This window comes from Streptomyces sp. NPDC057963 (assembly GCF_042887155.1).
Classification (GTDB): Bacteria; Actinomycetota; Actinomycetes; order Streptomycetales; family Streptomycetaceae; genus Streptomyces.
Genome location: NZ_JBHVPX010000006.1, coordinates 182246 through 197000 on the forward strand (window position 1 = coordinate 182246; position 14755 = coordinate 197000).

At 71.8% G+C, this 14755-nt stretch carries 17 protein-coding genes; 8 read left to right on the plus strand and 9 right to left on the minus strand.

Annotation, left to right across the window (positions count from 1 at the left end):
* Positions 1 to 33: 33 nt before the first annotated feature.
* Positions 34 to 1515: an alpha/beta hydrolase gene (locus tag ACFVT1_RS16350; protein WP_389795712.1), complete on the minus strand. Its 1482-nt coding sequence runs from the start codon at positions 1513 to 1515 to the stop codon at positions 34 to 36.
* A 252-nt stretch (positions 1516 to 1767) separates the two neighbouring features.
* A complete protein-coding gene (locus tag ACFVT1_RS16355) occupies positions 1768 to 2040 on the minus strand; it encodes a hypothetical protein (RefSeq protein ID WP_389795714.1) in 273 nt (90 codons plus the stop codon).
* A gap of 486 nt (positions 2041 to 2526) precedes the next feature.
* On the opposite strand from ACFVT1_RS16355, the gene ACFVT1_RS16360 reads away from it, so the two are divergent.
* The 5 genes from ACFVT1_RS16360 to ACFVT1_RS16380 all read left to right on the plus strand — a co-directional run bounded on the left by ACFVT1_RS16360 (position 2527) and on the right by ACFVT1_RS16380 (position 6126).
* Complete coding sequence (locus ACFVT1_RS16360; protein ID WP_389795716.1) at positions 2527 to 4164, plus strand: penicillin-binding transpeptidase domain-containing protein; 1638 nt, start codon at positions 2527 to 2529, stop codon at positions 4162 to 4164.
* Positions 4165 to 4222: 58 nt separating this feature from the next.
* Positions 4223 to 4360, plus strand: coding sequence for a hypothetical protein (locus ACFVT1_RS16365; RefSeq protein ID WP_389795718.1), 138 nt, complete (start codon positions 4223 to 4225; stop codon positions 4358 to 4360).
* Positions 4361 to 4425: 65 nt separating this feature from the next.
* On the plus strand, positions 4426 to 4926 hold the full coding sequence (locus ACFVT1_RS16370) for a YbaK/EbsC family protein (protein WP_389795719.1): 501 nt from the start codon (positions 4426 to 4428) through the stop codon (positions 4924 to 4926).
* A complete protein-coding gene (locus tag ACFVT1_RS16375) occupies positions 4923 to 5774 on the plus strand; it encodes an EamA family transporter (RefSeq protein ID WP_389795721.1) in 852 nt (283 codons plus the stop codon). Before ACFVT1_RS16370 ends, ACFVT1_RS16375 begins: the two co-directional genes overlap by 4 nt.
* 142 nt (positions 5775 to 5916) lie before the next feature.
* Entirely contained in the window at positions 5917 to 6126 is a 210-nt protein-coding gene (locus ACFVT1_RS16380; RefSeq protein ID WP_389795723.1) for a DUF397 domain-containing protein, read from the plus strand.
* A 95-nt stretch (positions 6127 to 6221) separates the two neighbouring features.
* Here ACFVT1_RS16380 and ACFVT1_RS16385 read toward each other — a convergent pair whose 3' ends face one another.
* Both ACFVT1_RS16385 and ACFVT1_RS16390 read right to left on the minus strand, forming a co-directional pair.
* Positions 6222 to 6563, minus strand: a complete 342-nt coding sequence (locus tag ACFVT1_RS16385) for a hypothetical protein (RefSeq protein WP_389795725.1) — start codon at positions 6561 to 6563, stop codon at positions 6222 to 6224.
* An 86-nt stretch (positions 6564 to 6649) separates the two neighbouring features.
* Positions 6650 to 6913, minus strand: a complete 264-nt coding sequence (locus ACFVT1_RS16390) for a hypothetical protein (RefSeq protein WP_389795727.1) — start codon at positions 6911 to 6913, stop codon at positions 6650 to 6652.
* 92 nt (positions 6914 to 7005) lie between these two features.
* Here ACFVT1_RS16390 and ACFVT1_RS16395 point away from each other — a divergent pair, with 92 nt between their 5' ends.
* Together ACFVT1_RS16395 and ACFVT1_RS16400 are read left to right on the plus strand one after the other, a co-directional pair.
* The gene (locus tag ACFVT1_RS16395) at positions 7006 to 7845 is read left to right on the plus strand and encodes a helix-turn-helix domain-containing protein (protein WP_389796186.1); all 840 of its coding nucleotides are present in this window, start codon (positions 7006 to 7008) and stop codon (positions 7843 to 7845) included.
* The gene (locus tag ACFVT1_RS16400) at positions 7845 to 8057 is read left to right on the plus strand and encodes a DUF397 domain-containing protein (RefSeq protein WP_389795729.1); all 213 of its coding nucleotides are present in this window, start codon (positions 7845 to 7847) and stop codon (positions 8055 to 8057) included. Before ACFVT1_RS16395 ends, ACFVT1_RS16400 begins: the two co-directional genes overlap by 1 nt.
* Before the next feature lie 280 nt (positions 8058 to 8337).
* Here ACFVT1_RS16400 and ACFVT1_RS16405 read toward each other — a convergent pair whose 3' ends face one another.
* On the minus strand, positions 8338 to 9876 hold the full coding sequence (locus tag ACFVT1_RS16405) for an MFS transporter (RefSeq protein WP_389796188.1): 1539 nt from the start codon (positions 9874 to 9876) through the stop codon (positions 8338 to 8340).
* Positions 9877 to 10174: 298 nt separating this feature from the next.
* Here ACFVT1_RS16405 and ACFVT1_RS16410 point away from each other — a divergent pair, with 298 nt between their 5' ends.
* Positions 10175 to 11167 carry an Lrp/AsnC family transcriptional regulator gene (locus tag ACFVT1_RS16410; protein ID WP_389795730.1) on the plus strand — a complete coding sequence of 331 codons (993 nt, stop codon included), beginning with the start codon at positions 10175 to 10177 and terminating at the stop codon, positions 11165 to 11167.
* 32 nt (positions 11168 to 11199) lie between these two features.
* Here the strand turns inward: ACFVT1_RS16410 and ACFVT1_RS16415 are convergent, their stop codons facing one another.
* From ACFVT1_RS16415 to cbiQ, 4 genes are all read right to left on the minus strand, one after another.
* Positions 11200 to 12000 carry an SDR family NAD(P)-dependent oxidoreductase gene (locus ACFVT1_RS16415; protein WP_389795732.1) on the minus strand — a complete coding sequence of 267 codons (801 nt, stop codon included), beginning with the start codon at positions 11998 to 12000 and terminating at the stop codon, positions 11200 to 11202.
* The gene (locus ACFVT1_RS16420) at positions 11997 to 13160 is read right to left on the minus strand and encodes a serine hydrolase domain-containing protein (protein ID WP_389796190.1); all 1164 of its coding nucleotides are present in this window, start codon (positions 13158 to 13160) and stop codon (positions 11997 to 11999) included. Before ACFVT1_RS16420 ends, ACFVT1_RS16415 begins: the two co-directional genes overlap by 4 nt.
* Before the next feature lie 66 nt (positions 13161 to 13226).
* On the minus strand, positions 13227 to 13997 hold the full coding sequence (locus tag ACFVT1_RS16425) for an energy-coupling factor ABC transporter ATP-binding protein (RefSeq protein ID WP_389795733.1): 771 nt from the start codon (positions 13995 to 13997) through the stop codon (positions 13227 to 13229).
* On the minus strand, positions 13994 to 14755 hold the full coding sequence (cbiQ, locus tag ACFVT1_RS16430; protein WP_389795734.1) for a cobalt ECF transporter T component CbiQ: 762 nt from the start codon (positions 14753 to 14755) through the stop codon (positions 13994 to 13996). Before cbiQ ends, ACFVT1_RS16425 begins: the two co-directional genes overlap by 4 nt.

A 14755-nucleotide genomic window follows, 5' to 3' on the forward strand; every position in this document is an offset into this window, starting at 1 on the left:
CCTTCGGTGGCAATGGATCATGCGGTCATGGCGCTAGCCGCCGCAGGTCAGGTCCTTCGCGGGCAGCCGGCCCGTGGTCAGGTACCGCGTGACGTCAGCGTCCGCACAGGACGGGCCGGCCACCACCACGCCGTGGCCCTCACCGCCGGCCACCGTGACCATCCGCGCGCCGTGCAGCGACCGCCGCATGCCCTGCGCCATGGCCAGCGTCGCCTGCGGGTCCCACTGGTTCTGCACGATCAGCGCGTTGACGTCGTTGCTCACCACGGTGGCCGGCTCGCTTCCCGCCGACTTCCAGAACGCGCACGGCTGAATGTTGGCCCCCAGGTCGCCGGCCAGCGGGTACTTGGCCCGGTCCCGGATCACGTCCCGGCGGTACTGCTCGGGGTTGCGCGGCCAGTTGCGGGTGTCGCCGCAGAATACGGCCCACGTTCCGGCGGACTGGTTGTCCGCCGGAACGTCCGCACTGAACGCCCCCGCCCCCGCCCCCACGTCGGCGGACCGGACCGGGACGGAGTCGGACACCGCCGACGCGGTCGGCGTGGCCGGCGCGGGCGGTCCGCCCGCGGCCGCGTCCTTCAACGCGACGATCCACGGGGTGACGGTCGCGACGTGGACGAACGCACCGTACTCGGAACGGATGGCGCCGCCGCTGAGCGCCCCGCCCGTCGTCGGGACGGGCGTGCGGTCGGCGCGGGCGATGAGCTCCCCGTACGTCTTCCGGACCTCCGCCGGAGTCGGGCCCAGCCCGTACGAGGCGTTGCGCGCGGCGGCCCACTCGGTCCACCGGGTGAAGGCGAGTTCGGCCCCCGCCGACCACCCCCGGAACGCCCCTCGCCACGCGAGCGTCGGATCGAGCGCGCTGTCGAGCACGAACCGGTCCGAGCGCTGGGGGAACATCTGCGTGTAGACGGCACCCAGGTAGGTGCCGTACGAGTACCCGAAGTAGGAGATCTTCCTCTCCCCCAGTGCCGCCCGGACGACGTCCATGTCCCGTGCAGTGTTGCGCGTGGTGATGTGCGGCAGCACGTCCCCCGCCTTGGCCCAGCACTTGTCGGCCACCGTCCGGGCCCGGGCCACGTCCTTCGGGAACGTCCGTGCGTTGTAGGGGTGATGGAAGGTCTGTTCGTCGCCCGTCAGGCCGCAGCCGATCGGCGAGCTCTGCCCGACCCCGCGCGGGTCGAAGCCGATCAGGTCGAACCGCTCCCGTACCTCCGCCGGCAGCAGCGGCTCCATCTCCACGGGCATGGTCAGCCCCGGAACGCCCGGGCCCCCGGGATTCATCAGCAGCGCGCCGTGCCGCTCCTTCGCACTGCCCGCCTTGATCCGCGATATCGCGAGGTCGATCTTCCGGCCCCCGGGGTCGCTGTAGTCCAGCGGCACCTTGACCTTCGCGCACTCAAACTCCGCCGGCCCGCCCGTATCGCAGCGCTCCCAACGGAGTTTCTGCTGCGCGTACTGCTGGAGCGGATCCCCCGCCGCGAACGCCGTCACGGGGGTGAGCGCTGCCGTCATGGCCGTCACCGCGCCGACCGTCAGCGCGGAAATCGTTCGTCCACCTCGTAGAGCCATGCCAGTCCTCTGTACAGAAGTCAGTGTCTCGGATCGCCTCCAGTCTCTGTTCCGCCCCACTCGTGCCCCGTACGGCTCGGGGATGGGCTCGTGATCCAACTCGTGGCGTACGGCGACGCACCGACCTCCTGCTGGAGTCCTGGCCCTTGTCGTTCATCGCTCCGGGTAGGCGGCCGATCAGCCGCCTGTCGGCCGTCACGCCGTGGATGCCCCGGCCCGCGGCGCGGCGATGGCACAGGCGGCCGCAGCGCCGTCGGCGCGGCCGGTCGCTGTGTCGTCGGCGCCCGGGCGGGAGCGGGTGAACACGGTTGCCGCGTTCCGGCATCCGCCGGGGTGGGTGACGACACCGGCCTTGTTGCGCACCACACCGACCGGGCTGCCGCTCCTCGTGACCGCCCACACCCGGCAGACGGAAGCCAACGAAAAGGCGGTGTCGTTCAGTTGACGCCCCGCTACCGTCCGCACCACACGCGGACAGCAGGGGCCGTGTGATCGGCCCATGCGGTGGTTCGGCCGTGTCGCGGGCGGTGGTACGGGTGGAGCGGCGCGGGTCGAGCGCCCGACCGGTGACCAAGTTCTTGTCGGCGGCGAGCTCCTCGGGAGCGGCGGTGGCGGGCCGGGCCGGCGCGTCGGCCCACTCCGCGCGGCCTCCCTGTCTTCCGCGCTTGTCCGGACCGGCGAGCGGATCCCCCGCCCTTAGGGGTTAGGGGAGGGATACCCGGCGTCGCGCGTCCAGCGAGATCCGGAAGAGAAGACCTGGAACTCGCGCGAATGGGCAACAGTCGGGGCGCCCGTGAGCACGTCGTCCGGGTGTGTCCGGATCAACGTGCTCACGCCACACATATCGCGTTCCGATAACAACTGTCCCGGCCCTCACCACCGTCCCGTAAGGTGCCCAGCGGCATCTCCTTGAACACGTTCAAGGGGGAACTCCTGGGGAGGGGGACTGCACGGATGCGCAGTGGAGCGAAGGTTGCGATAGTCGGCGGAGTGTTCGCGGTCGTGGTCGGCGGGGTGGGCTACGGGGCCTACAACGTCCTGGGCGGGCTGAACGGCGGGGGCGGCGACGGTACGGACAGCAGGTCCGCCGCCGCCGAGGTGAAGACGGGGCCGGTCACCAAGGCGGAGATCGACGACACGTCGAAGAAGTTCCTCACGGCCTGGGCGAGCGGTGACGCGTCTGTCGCGTCCCAGCTCACCAACAACCCGGCCGAGGCCGAACCGGCCCTGACCGGGTACCGCGAGAGCGCCCATGTCACCGGGGCGGTGATCACCCCCGGGGAGGCGGCCGGCACGAAGGTGCCCTACACGGTGAAGGCGACCGTGTCGTTCGGGGGCAGGACCAAGCCCTGGTCGTACGCCTCCGAGCTGACCGTGGTGCGCGGCCTCACCACCGGCAGGCCGCTGATCGACTGGGCCCCCACCGTGATCCACCCGCAGCTGACGGCGGGTGCGTCACTGAAGACGGGGGAGGCGTCGACACCGTCGATCGAGGCCGTCGACCGCAACGGCAAGGTTCTCACCAAGGAGAAGTACCCCTCCCTGGGGTCGATCCTGGACGCGCTGCGCGAGAAGTACGGGGAGAAGGCCGGCGGCACGGCCGGTATCGAGACCTGGATCGAGAACGCGGACGCGGAGGGCCCGAACAAGACCCTGCTGACCCTCACCACGGGCAAGCCGGGCACGTTGCAGACCACACTGGACGCGAACGCCCAGGCGGCGGCCGAGGTGGCCGTGAAGAAGTTCAGCCAGGCGTCGGTGGTCGCGGTCAGGCCGTCCACGGGCGCGATCCGCGCGATCGCCAACAACCCGGCCACCGGCTTCAACGCGGCGATGCAGGGCAAGCAGGCACCCGGTTCGACGATGAAGATCGTGACGGCGGCGCTGCTGATCGAGAAGGGCCTCGCTTCGGCCAACCAGAAGATCGAGTGCCCGCCCGACGCCATGTACATGGGCCGCACCTTCAAGAACCTGGACGGCTTCTCCATCCCCGACGGCACCCTGACGACCAGCTTCGCCCGGTCCTGCAACACGGCCTTCATCAAGCTGATCGACGACACGAAGGACGACGCGGCGCTCGCCAAGGAGGCCCGCGACGTCTTCGGCATCGGCCTGGACTGGCAGACCGGCGTCGTGTCCTTCGACGGCAGCGTGCCCGAGGCCACCGGGGGCGAGGCGGCCGCCCAGTACATCGGTCAGGGCACGGTCCAGATGAACGCGCTCAACATGGCGTCCATCACCGCCACCGCGAAGAGCGGCACCTTCCACCAGCCGGTCCTCGTGGACCGGAGCCTGGACGGCCGGACGCTCGCCACCGCGTCCCGGTCGCTGTCCCCGTCCGCCTCCCAGCAGATCACCAACATGATGCGCCAGACCGCAAGTTGGGGCACCGGAAGGGCCGCGATGGCCTCGGTCGGCGGCGACAAGGGCGCCAAGACGGGCTCGGCGGAGGTGGACGGCCAGGCCACGTCCAACAGCTGGTTCACCGGTTTCAGCAACGACCTGGCCGCCGCGGCGGTCGTCCAGTCCGGAGGCCACGGCGGCGACGCGGCGGGCCCGGTGGTCGCGGCGGTACTCCGTGCGGGGTCGTGAGATGTCGGCTGCCGGGCCCCGGGGATCGCGCACGTTCGTTCTCGGAATCTGCGCGTCCGTGGGCGGAATCGCGGGTGCGGTCAGGGGCGCGGCGGACGGGATGGGGCTGCTCAAGGTCCTCGGGCTGCTGGCCTTCGGAGTGTTCGGGGTGCTGCTGACCGTCGGCTGCGTGGTGAATTACTCCAGGGAACGGTGACAGCCGTTCCCGCCCGCGTGGAACCGCGTCGCATGCCCCGCGCGAGATTCGCTAGCGTGCGGGGCATGAGCACTTCCGATGCCACCGCCGCTGCCGAAGCCCACCCCCGATTCGCCGAGGCCCTCCGGGAGCTGGGGCTCGATGTCGAGGTCCGCCGATTCCCCGAGGCCACCCGTACCGCCGCCGAGGCCGCCGCCGCGATCGGCTGCGAGCTGAGCGAGATCGTCAAGTCGCTGATCTTCGAGGCCGACGGGGCCCCCGTGCTGGTCCTGATGGACGGCTCCTCGCGCGTCGACGTGGAGCGGGTACGCGCGGAGCTGGGCGCCGGGAAGGTCAAGCGGGCCGGGGCCGAGCTGGTCCGGGAGACGACCGGGTACGCGATCGGCGGCGTGCCCCCCTTCGGGCACCGTACGAGGACCCGGGTGCTGGCCGACCGGGGGCTGCTGGGCCACGAGGTGGTGTGGGCGGCGGCGGGCACCCCGCACACCGTCTTCCCCCTCGACCCCAAGTCGCTGATCGGGCACGCCGGCGGAACCGTGGTGGACGTGCGCGAGCAGTCGAAGTGACACCGCTGGTCGCGTTCGCGGTCCTGGTCGCGGCGGTCACGCACGCCAGTTGGAACGCGATCGCGCACGCGATCAAGGACCAGCTCCTCTCCTTCACTCTGATCTCCGGCGGCGGACTGCTGATCGGCGCGGCCGGTGCCCTCCTCGTGCCGTTCCCGGCCGCCGCGGCCTGGCCGTATCTGCTGGTCTCGGCCGCGCTCCATGTGGCGTACATGCTGCTGCTGATGCGTTCGTTCACCCTGGGCGACTTCGGGCAGATGTACCCGATCGCCCGGGGCACGGCGCCGCTGGTGGTGACGGTCCTCGCCGCGGTCTTCGTCGGCGAGCACCCCGACGGCTGGGCCACCGCCGGAGTCGCGGTGGCCTCGGCGGGGCTCGTCGGGCTGGCCCTCTGGGGCATCCGGGGCTCCGGCAGGCGCCCCGACTGGCCGGCCCTGCTGGCCGCCCTCGCGACCGGCCTGGCCATCGCCGGGTACACCACGGTGGACGGCGTCGGCGTCCGCGCCTCCGGCACCCCGCTCGGCTACATCGCCTGGCTGATGATCCTGGAGGGCTTGGCCATCCCGGCCTACGCGCTGTACCGCCGCCGCGCCGAACTCCTGCCCGCCCTCCGCCCGTTCGCCGTACGCGGGCTGCTGGGCGCGGCCCTGTCGGTGACGGCGTACGGCCTCGTCCTGTGGGCCCAGACCCGGGCGGCACTGGCACCGATCGCGGCCCTGCGGGAGTCGTCGATCATCGTCGGAGCGGCCATCGGGACGCTGTTCTTCAAGGAGCGGTTCGGCGCCCCGCGGATCGCGGCGGCGGGGCTGATGGTGGTCGGCATCGGGCTGATGCTGCACACGAGTTGAGCGGGGCGGGGGCGGGTTCAGGGGCGGTGCGGATCCGGAGTCCGCGCGCTGAAAGTTCTCGCCCATGCCTCTCCCCGCCATGGGCATTGCGTCGTGTGGGTAGGTCGCTTTCGCAGCTCCGCCTCCTACGAAAGGGCATCCCGTGACAGCCGAATCCCCTCGCTGGTTCAAGTCCTCGTACAGCGACAACGGCGGTTCCTGCGTCGAATGGGCCCCGCTCGGTGCACTCGCCACCGGCATCGTCCCCGTACGCGACTCCAAGAACCCGGGCGGCCCCGTGCTGCACGCCTCCCCCGTCTCCTTCGCCGCCTTCGTGGCGGGCGTCAAGGCCGGGGAGTTCGGCACCGTCTGACGGCGCCGTCTGGCCCTCGGAGGTCCGTCCGGGCGGGCAGACCTCCTGGGGTATGCACGAAAGAACGTGACACATCGGGGGGCGATCGTCACGTTTTAATCGGGGTGCACGGAGAGGGTGTACGTGAAGTCGGTGTCGGGGACGACGACGAGGAACGGGTTGCCGCTCTTGATGTGTGTCTGGGCCGCGCGCTGGCCCTGCCGGTCCTCGTACCAGGCACGGAGCTCGGCGGGGCGGTCGGGCGTGGAGCCGACCGGCAGCCGCTTCAAGGGCTGCACCCACGCCGAGCGCTCCAGGTCCGATCGCGGGCCGAAGCCGGAGTCGGAGTCCGGATCGGCGTCGGGATCGGCGTCGATCCGGTCCGCGATCCACAATGCCTGACCACCCAGCCACCGCAGCGCCAGCACCGGGGAGATGGTCCGGAACGTGCCCAGCACGTGTCTCTCCATCTTCCCGGTCCCCCCAACAAAGAACTCCATGGCCAGCACCTCGCACCGATAACCCTCCGGCACCGCCGCCCCGTTCACAGCCCACCCCGGCTGCTCCGCAGATTCCGCAACGCGTTCTCCACGCTCAGCCGCTCGGCCGGAGTCAGCGCCTGGACCCACTCGGGTTCCGCCTCCCATTCCACACCGCCACCGACCGGCCGCAATGACCAGTACGGACCGGCGACCCCACGGAACTCCCCCACCCGGTAGCCGTGGCCGGTATCCCGGACAAGCGTGCCGGGCGAGGGGAGTTGAAGGGGTTCGTGACGAGTCAGGGCATCGTCGTCATCTTCAGGCACGTCAACTCCGCTCCGTAGTCATTCCACTACCAGGAGGCTTCAGCGTGGCCTACGGTCGAGGCATCTTCAACGTTCTGCAATCGGAGGGCACGTTGGTAAACGTCAAGCAGTTGAACCCTGAGGCAAGCCCGCGAGCGGCCTACGGCGCCCGCTTACGCAGTTCCCGTGAATTACGCGGCTGGACGCAGGATGAGCTGGCTGACCTGGCGGGGTACTCGGGCAGGCACATCTCGGCCATCGAAACCGGCCGCAAACCGCCAACGCTCCGCTTTTCGCGGAGCGTGGATACTGTCTTCGGATTCACCAGCACTGCCGAATCGTTCGAACGCGCGTGGGCAGAGTTCCGGAACGGCAGTCTGCTGGAAGGCTTCCCGGAGTACCTGGGGCAGGAGCACCGCTCGGCCGAGATCCGGCTGTTCGACGTAGGCGTGATTCCAGGGCTGCTACAGACGCCGGAGTACGCGACGGCCATGGAAGAGGGCAACATCAGGCGGGGCACGCTCACCCCGGACCAGGCTGCGGAGCGGGTCGAGGCACTGATGGAGCGGCAAACGATCCTGACTCGGCGCATTCCACCCATGCTGTTCGTGGTGCTGGACGAGAGCTGCATCCGTCGCATGATCGGCGGACCTGAGGCTATGGAGCGCCAACTGGCCCATCTGATCGAGTTCGCCGAGCGGCCGAACACCGTGATTCAGGTGGCCCCTTACTCCACGGGTGAGCGTCGCCCGTTCACTCGGCTGGTGAATCTGCTGACCCTGCCCGACCGCTCGGTGATGTCCTACGTGGAGTCCGAGACCAACGGGTACTTGGACAGGGAACTGACATCCGTGCTGCCGCTGGTAAGGGCCTACCATCAGCTTCAGGCCGAGGCGCTCTCCCAAGCGGCATCCGTGGCCATGATCGACGAGGTACGAAAGGGCACCCCCTGATGACCGATTCCCCCTCCCTTCTCTGGGTCAAGTCCTCCTACAGCGGCAACGGCGGTTCCTGCGTCGAGTGGGCCCCGGCACAGGCTTCCACCACCGGCATCGTCCCCGTACGCGACTCCAAGAACCCGGGCGGCCCCATGCTGCACGCCTCCCCCACCTCCTTCGCCGCCTTCGTGGCGGGCGTCAAGGCCGGGGAGTTCGGCGCCGTCTGATGTGAACCGGCCCCACACCGCTCCGCCCCGCCGTGCCGCGCATGGCGGGGCGGTCGGGCGCCTGGCCGACCCTCGCGGCCCGACCGGCGGATAGCCCGAAGGCAGGCTGCCGAACTCGCTTCCACGATACGGGTGTTGAAGCAGGCCACGGCCGGGCGGGCGGTGCCGCCGACCGCCGCGCCGGCCGACCTGCTGGAGTTCGCCACCGCAGGGCGGGAGTCGGCGGCGGGCAGCTCGCGGGCCGACGCGGCGGCAGCCGATGCTCCGGGTCCCGCCGCGCTCAGCTCACCGGGACCGGCGCCGGGCGGGCCGGCGGTTCCTCGGTGGCCGGGGCCGCCGGGGCCACCGGCTTGGCGGCCGGGCGCAGGAGCACGGCGCAGGCGAGGGCGGCCAGCAGGGCGAGCGAGGCCGAGACGGTCAGGCAGAGCCGCATGCCGTCGAGGAAGGAGTCGCCCAGGGCGGTCAGGGCCGGTCCGGTGGCGGCGTCCAGGTGGAGCCCGGCCACGGCGCCGAGTCCCTGCTCACGGGCGGTGTCGAGGACGCGGGCACTCGCCTCGGCGGGCACCCCCGCGTCGGTGAGGCGGCCGGGCAGCGCGTCGAGGGCCCGGGTGGTCAGCAGGGCGCCGAGCACGGCGGGGCCGAGGGCTCCACCGACCTGACGGAAGGCGTTGTTCCCGGCGGCGGCCATCCCGGCCAGGTGGTGCGGGACGGAGGACACCGCGGAGGCGGTCATCGGGGTGAGCACGGCGCCCATGCCGAGGCCCAGCAGGGCCAGCCGCCAGACGATCGAGCCGTAGGAGGTGTGGGCGTCGACGTCGGTCAGCGAGAGCATCGCGCCCGCCGCGACGACCAGGCCCGTGGTGATCAGGACCCGGGCGGAGACCCGGTGCATCAGGCGTCCGATGGGCGCGCCGACGACGAGGGCCACCCCGGACACCGTCAGCATCCGCAGCGCCGCCTCGATCGTGGTCAGGTGCTGGACCATGCCGAAGTAGAGACTCAGCACGAAGAAGAAGCCGATCAGCCCGAGGAAGCTGATCATGGCGACCAGGGCGGTGGCGGTGAAGGCCGGGCTGCGGAACAGCGCCAGGTCGAGCATCGGGCTCGCGCTGCGGCGCTCCACGGCGACGAACACGACGGCAGCGACCACGCCGAGCACCAGGGCCGTCACCACGGCGGGCTCGCCGAAGCCGTCCGCGCCGCCCTCGATCACGCCGTAGACAACCGCGGTGACCGCGACGGCCGCACTGATCTGTCCGGGCCAGTCGAGCCGACGGCCGTGCGGGGCGCGCGAGTCGGGCAGCAGGAACGCCGCGACGACCAGCACGATCAGGGAGACCGGCACGGGCAGGAGGAAGATCCAGCGCCACGCGACGTGCTCCAGCAGCACACCCGCGATCAGCGGGCCCACGGCGAGCGAGGCCATCAGGGACATGGCCCACAGGCCGATGAGCCTGCCCCGTTCCCGGTGGTCGGGGGCCGCGTGGCTGATCAGGGCCAGCGTCGTGGGCAGCAGCGCCGCCGCACCCAGCCCGGAGACGGCCTGCCCGGCCCACAGGGCCTGCACCGAGTCCGAGGTCAGCGAGATCGCCGCGCCCAGCGCGCAGAAGGCCATGCCCGCCTGGAAGACCCGCTTACGGCCGTGGACGTCGCCCCACACCCCGGTGGTCAGGATCAGTGCGGCCATCGGCAGCACGAAGGCGTCCGAGACCCAGGAAAGCTGGGACGTGGAGGCGCCCAGAGCCCGCTGGATGGCCGGCAGGCTCACCGACACGGTGGTCACGGGGAGGTAGGCGACGAAGACGCCCAGGCAGGCCATGACGAGCGTGACGCCCCGCCCTGATCTGCCCTGTGTCGTTGTCGTTGCGGAATTCACGAAGAGGTTCCTTCTGGTGCGGGGGTGGGTGCCGCGCGGGCACCGGCTGCGATGTGAGCACCGCCGTCCGGCGTGCGCCCGCTCCCGGGCGCACCGGCGTACCACCGCGTTCCACGCGGTCCGCCGGATCACCCGCAAAGCCGTCGACCAGCTTCGCCCCGACCGTCGATAAATCCCCAAGCGATCCCGGCGAACGTCATGGAACCTCTGGATGGGGCGCCACTTATGTGACCATTCATCCATGCCTGACGATCTGGACCGCAAAATCATCCATGGCCTGAACTGCTCGCCGCGAGTCTCCTTCCGCCGCCTCAGCGAGGTCGTCGGGGTGTCCGAGCAGACCGTGGCGCGCCGCTACAACGCCCTGCGCCGCGGCGGTGTCGTCCGCGTCGTCGGGCTGAGCAGCCCCGCCGCCCACGGCCGGTCCGAGTGGATCGCGCGGCTGCGCTGCCGCCCGGACGCCGTGGGGCCGCTCGCGGATTCCCTGGCCCGCAGGCCGGAGGTCGCGTACACGAGCATCGCGTCGGGCGGTTCGGAGATCATCTGCATCATCCGTTCGCCCACCACGACCGCCCGGGACGACGTGCTGCTGCGGCAGCTCCCCCGGGCGGCCTCGGTCCTCGACCTGAACGTCGACCTCCTCGTCCACGCCTTCGGCTCCCCGGACACGGCCGGCTGGACCGGTCGGGAGGGCTCGCTCACCGACGAGCAGGTGCGGCTGCTGACCGCGGAGCGCCCCACCCCCACCGGGCCCCCGCTCACCCCGACCGAGGAGGACCGCCCGCTCCTCGAAGCACTGGCGGAGGACGGCCGCGCCTCCCACACCCGGCTCGCGGAGGCCACCGGCTGGTCCAAGCCGCGCGTGGCCCGCCGGCTGGAGGTCCTCGAAGCAACCGGCTCGCTGGTCTACGACATCGACACCGTGCCCGAACGCCTCGGTTACGCGCTCAACGCCACGCTCTGGCTCCAGGTCGACCTGCCCCGGCTCCAGGAGATCGGCGAGGAGCTCAGCGGGCACGACGAGTGCGCCTTCGCCGCGGCCATCAGCGGCAAGCACAACATCATGGCCGTGGTCATCTGCAAGGACACCCGGGACTTCTACCGCTACCTCAGCGGCCGGTTCGCCCGTACCGAGGGCATCAGGGGTTACGAGATCAGTGTGCGGGTGCGCCGTCTCAAGCAGGCCGCCTCCCTCATCCTCAACGGGCGGCTCATCCACCCCGCGCTCGCCTGACCCGGGCGCGGGGCGGACCGGGCCCGCATCGGTCAGGCCCCCGAAACCGCGTCCCGGAAGCCGTAGTCCGTCGCCGTCAGCCCGCCGTCCACGCGCAGCGTCGTGCCGGTGATCCAGGCCGCGTCGCGCGAGGCGAGGAAGGCGACGGCGGACGCGATGTCCTCCGGCTCGCCGACCCGGCCGAGCGGGTAGAGGCCGCTCACCCGGGACAGTTCGGCGTCCCGGCCCGCCCAGGCGTCCGTGCGGATCGTGCCGGGCGCGACCAGGTTGACGCGGACGCCGCGCGGTCCGGCGTGGCCCGCGAGGGTGCGGGTGAGGCTGGCCAGGCCCGCCTTGGCGGCGCTGTAGCCGTGGTTGCCGAAGTCCTGTTCGCCGTTGACCGAGCCGATGTTGACGATCGCGCCCCGCCCGGAGGCCACCAGGTGCGGAAGGGCGGCGCGGGCGCACCGGTACGGGCCGGAGAGCGTGATGTCGAGGTCGCGCTGCCAGACCTCGTCGGGCTCGTCCTCGAAGAACGGGGCGTCGGGCGTGCAGGCGTACGCGTTGTTCACCAGCACGTCGAGGGAGCCGAAGGCGGCGACGGCGTGGGCGACCGCGGCCTCGACCGCCGCCCGGTCGGCCACGTCGCAGGACAGCGCCTCGGCGGCCCCGCCCGTTTCCCGTATCGCCGCGGCGGCATGTGCGGCGCGGTCGCCGTCCAGGTCGGTGACCAGGACGCGCGCGCCCTCCGAGGCCAGCCGGCGGGCCGTGGCGGCCCCGATGCCCTGGCCCGCTCCGGTGATGAGCACGCCGTATCCGTCGAACCGTGAACCTGCGGAGTGAGGAGGAGTCATAGCGCCGACCGTACTGCCCTGACCAGGGCCTGGGCGCGGGGATCGGCGGTGACTCCCTTCTGTAGACCGTTCGTCACATAGCCGAGCGCGATGCCGGATTCGGGGTCGGCGAAGCCGAGCGAGCCGCCCCGGCCGGGGTGGCCGAACGAGCCGGGGGCGAGCAGCGGGGCCGCCGGGCCGTGCAGCATGTAGCCCAGGCCGAAACGGGTGTTGACGACCAGGACCCGGTCCGGGCCCGCCGACTCCTCGGTGCGGGCGAGGGTGAGGGTGGCCGGGGCGAACAGGCGGTGGCCGTCGACCGGGCCGATCATCGCGGCGTAGCAGCGGGCCAGCGCGCGGGCGGTGGCGATGCCGTTGGAGGCGGGGAGTTCGGCCACCCGGTAGGCGGGGTCGTTCTCGTCGGGGAGCGGGTCGATGGCCCCGAAGGCGCGGCGGGTGAGGGACTCCGGGTCGCGGTAGGCCTCGACGACGGACCGCTTGGGGCGCACCCGCAGCGTGCCGCCGCCGCCCGCGTCGGCCGGCGGTTCGACGGGGCCGATGCGGCCCACCCGGTGCGCCTCGTCCGCCGGGAGGCCGAACCAGAAGTCCAGGCCGAGCGGGCGGGCGATCTCCTCGGCGATCCAGCGGCCGACGGTGCGGCCGGTGACCCGGCGCACCAGTTCGCCGACGAGCCAGCTGTAGGTCTGGGCGTGGTAGCCGTGGTCCGTGCCGGGTTCCCACTGGGGGCGCTGGGCCGCGACGGCCTGCGGACCGGAGATCCCGTCGGCCGCCTCGGAGGGGGTCAGCGGGCAGTCGAGGGCGGGTATGCCGGCCCGGTGGGCGAGGAGGTCGCGGACGAGCACCCGCTCCTTGCCGGCCGCCTTGAACTCCGGCCAGTACGTGCCGACGGGGGCGTCGAGGTCGACCTGGCCGCGCTGGTGCAGCAGCAGCGGTACGGCGGCGGCTATGCCCTTGCCCGCCGAGCGGACGATCTGCACGGTGTCGACGGCCCACGGCTCGGTGCCGTCGACGTCTCTCGTACCGGCCCACAGATCGACGACCTTGCGCCCGTCCCGGTAGACCGTGACCGCGGCGCCGCGTTCGCCGCGCTGCTCGAAGTTACGGACGAAGGCGTCCCGGACCGGTTCGAATCCGGCGGCCACCGTGCCCCGTACGTCCACGCCTGCTCCTGCGCTCCCGCTCATCCCCCCATGGTGCATGCCCGCGCAGGCCGGACGTGTGGCGGGTCACCTCATGTTCACCGTCACGGAACGCGGATCGAATCCGAAGGGCAGCTCCAGGCGGTGGCTGCGCATCAGCCCCTCGTCGCAGAGCAGATCCTGGGTACGGTCGTCGGCGGCGATGACGCCCTCTCTCAGCACGACCGCGCGCGGGCAGAGCTCCAGGGCGTACGGCAGGTCGTGCGTGACCATGAGCACGGTGACGTCCAGGGAGCGCAGGATGTCGGCGAGTTCGCGCCGGGAGGCCGGGTCCAGGTTGGAGGACGGCTCGTCCAGGACGAGGATCTCCGGCCGCATGGCGAGGACGGTGGCGACGGCGACGCGGCGGCGCTGGCCGAAGGAGAGGTGGTGCGGCGGCCGGTCCGCGTACTCGGCCATACCGACCTGCGTCAGCGCCTCGGTGACGCGTTCCTCCAGTTCGACGCCGCGCAGCCCGGACGCGGCGGGGCCGAAGGCGACGTCCTCCCGGACGGTGGGCATGAAGAGCTGGTCGTCGGGGTCTTGGAAGACGATGCCGACGCGGCGGCGGATCTCGGCGAGGTTGCGCTTCTCGACCGGGAGACCGGCGACCCGGACGGTGCCCGCGCCGGCGTCGAGGATGCCGTTGAGATGGAGGACGAGGGTGGTCTTGCCGGCTCCGTTGGGGCCGAGCAGGGCGACGCGTTCGCCTCGGGCGACCGTCAGGTTCACTCCGAAGAGTGCCTGGTGGCCGTCGGGGTAGGCGTAGGCGAGGCCGCTGACCTCCAGGGACGGCGCGGGGGCGGTGGGCAGGCTCATAGGGTCCATCCCAGCAGACAGATGACGAGGGCGAGTACGGGGAGGGCCGAGGCGTACGCCCACTGGGCCCGGGAGGCCGTCACCTCGTCGATGACCGGCATGGAACCGGCGTAGCCGCGGCTGACCATCGCCAGGTGGACGCGTTCGCCGCGCTCGTACGACCGGATGAAGAGCGCGCCCGCCGATGCGGCCAGGACGCCCCACTGCCGTATCCCGCGCGCCTCGAAGCCCCGGGAGCGGCGGGCGATCGACATCCGGCGCATCTCGTCGGTGATCACATCGCCGTACCGGATCATGAACGAGGCGATCTGCACGAGCAGCGGCGGGAGTCTGAGCCGCTGGAGGCCGAGCAGCAGGGAGCGCAGTTCGGTGGTGGAGGCGAGGAGGACGGAGGCGGCCACGCCGAGGGTGCCCTTGGCCAGGACGTTCCAGGCGCCCCAGAGGCCGGGGACGCTGACGGAGAGGCCGAGGACATGGGTCTGCTCGCCGGGCACCACGAACGGCATGAGCAGGGCGAACGCGACGAACGGCACCTCGATGAGCAGCCGCTTGAGCAGGAAGCCCGCGGGGATGCGGGCCAGGGCGGTGACGGCGCCGATCAGCACCGCGTAGAGCGCGAACGCCCACACCGCCCCGCGCGGCGTCGAGACGACGGCCACGACGAAGCAGAAGGCGGCCGCGAGCTTGCAGTGCGGGGGCAGGTCGTGGACGGGCGAATGCCCGTGCCGGTAGAGCCGGTGCGCATGACCCGCGCCCAT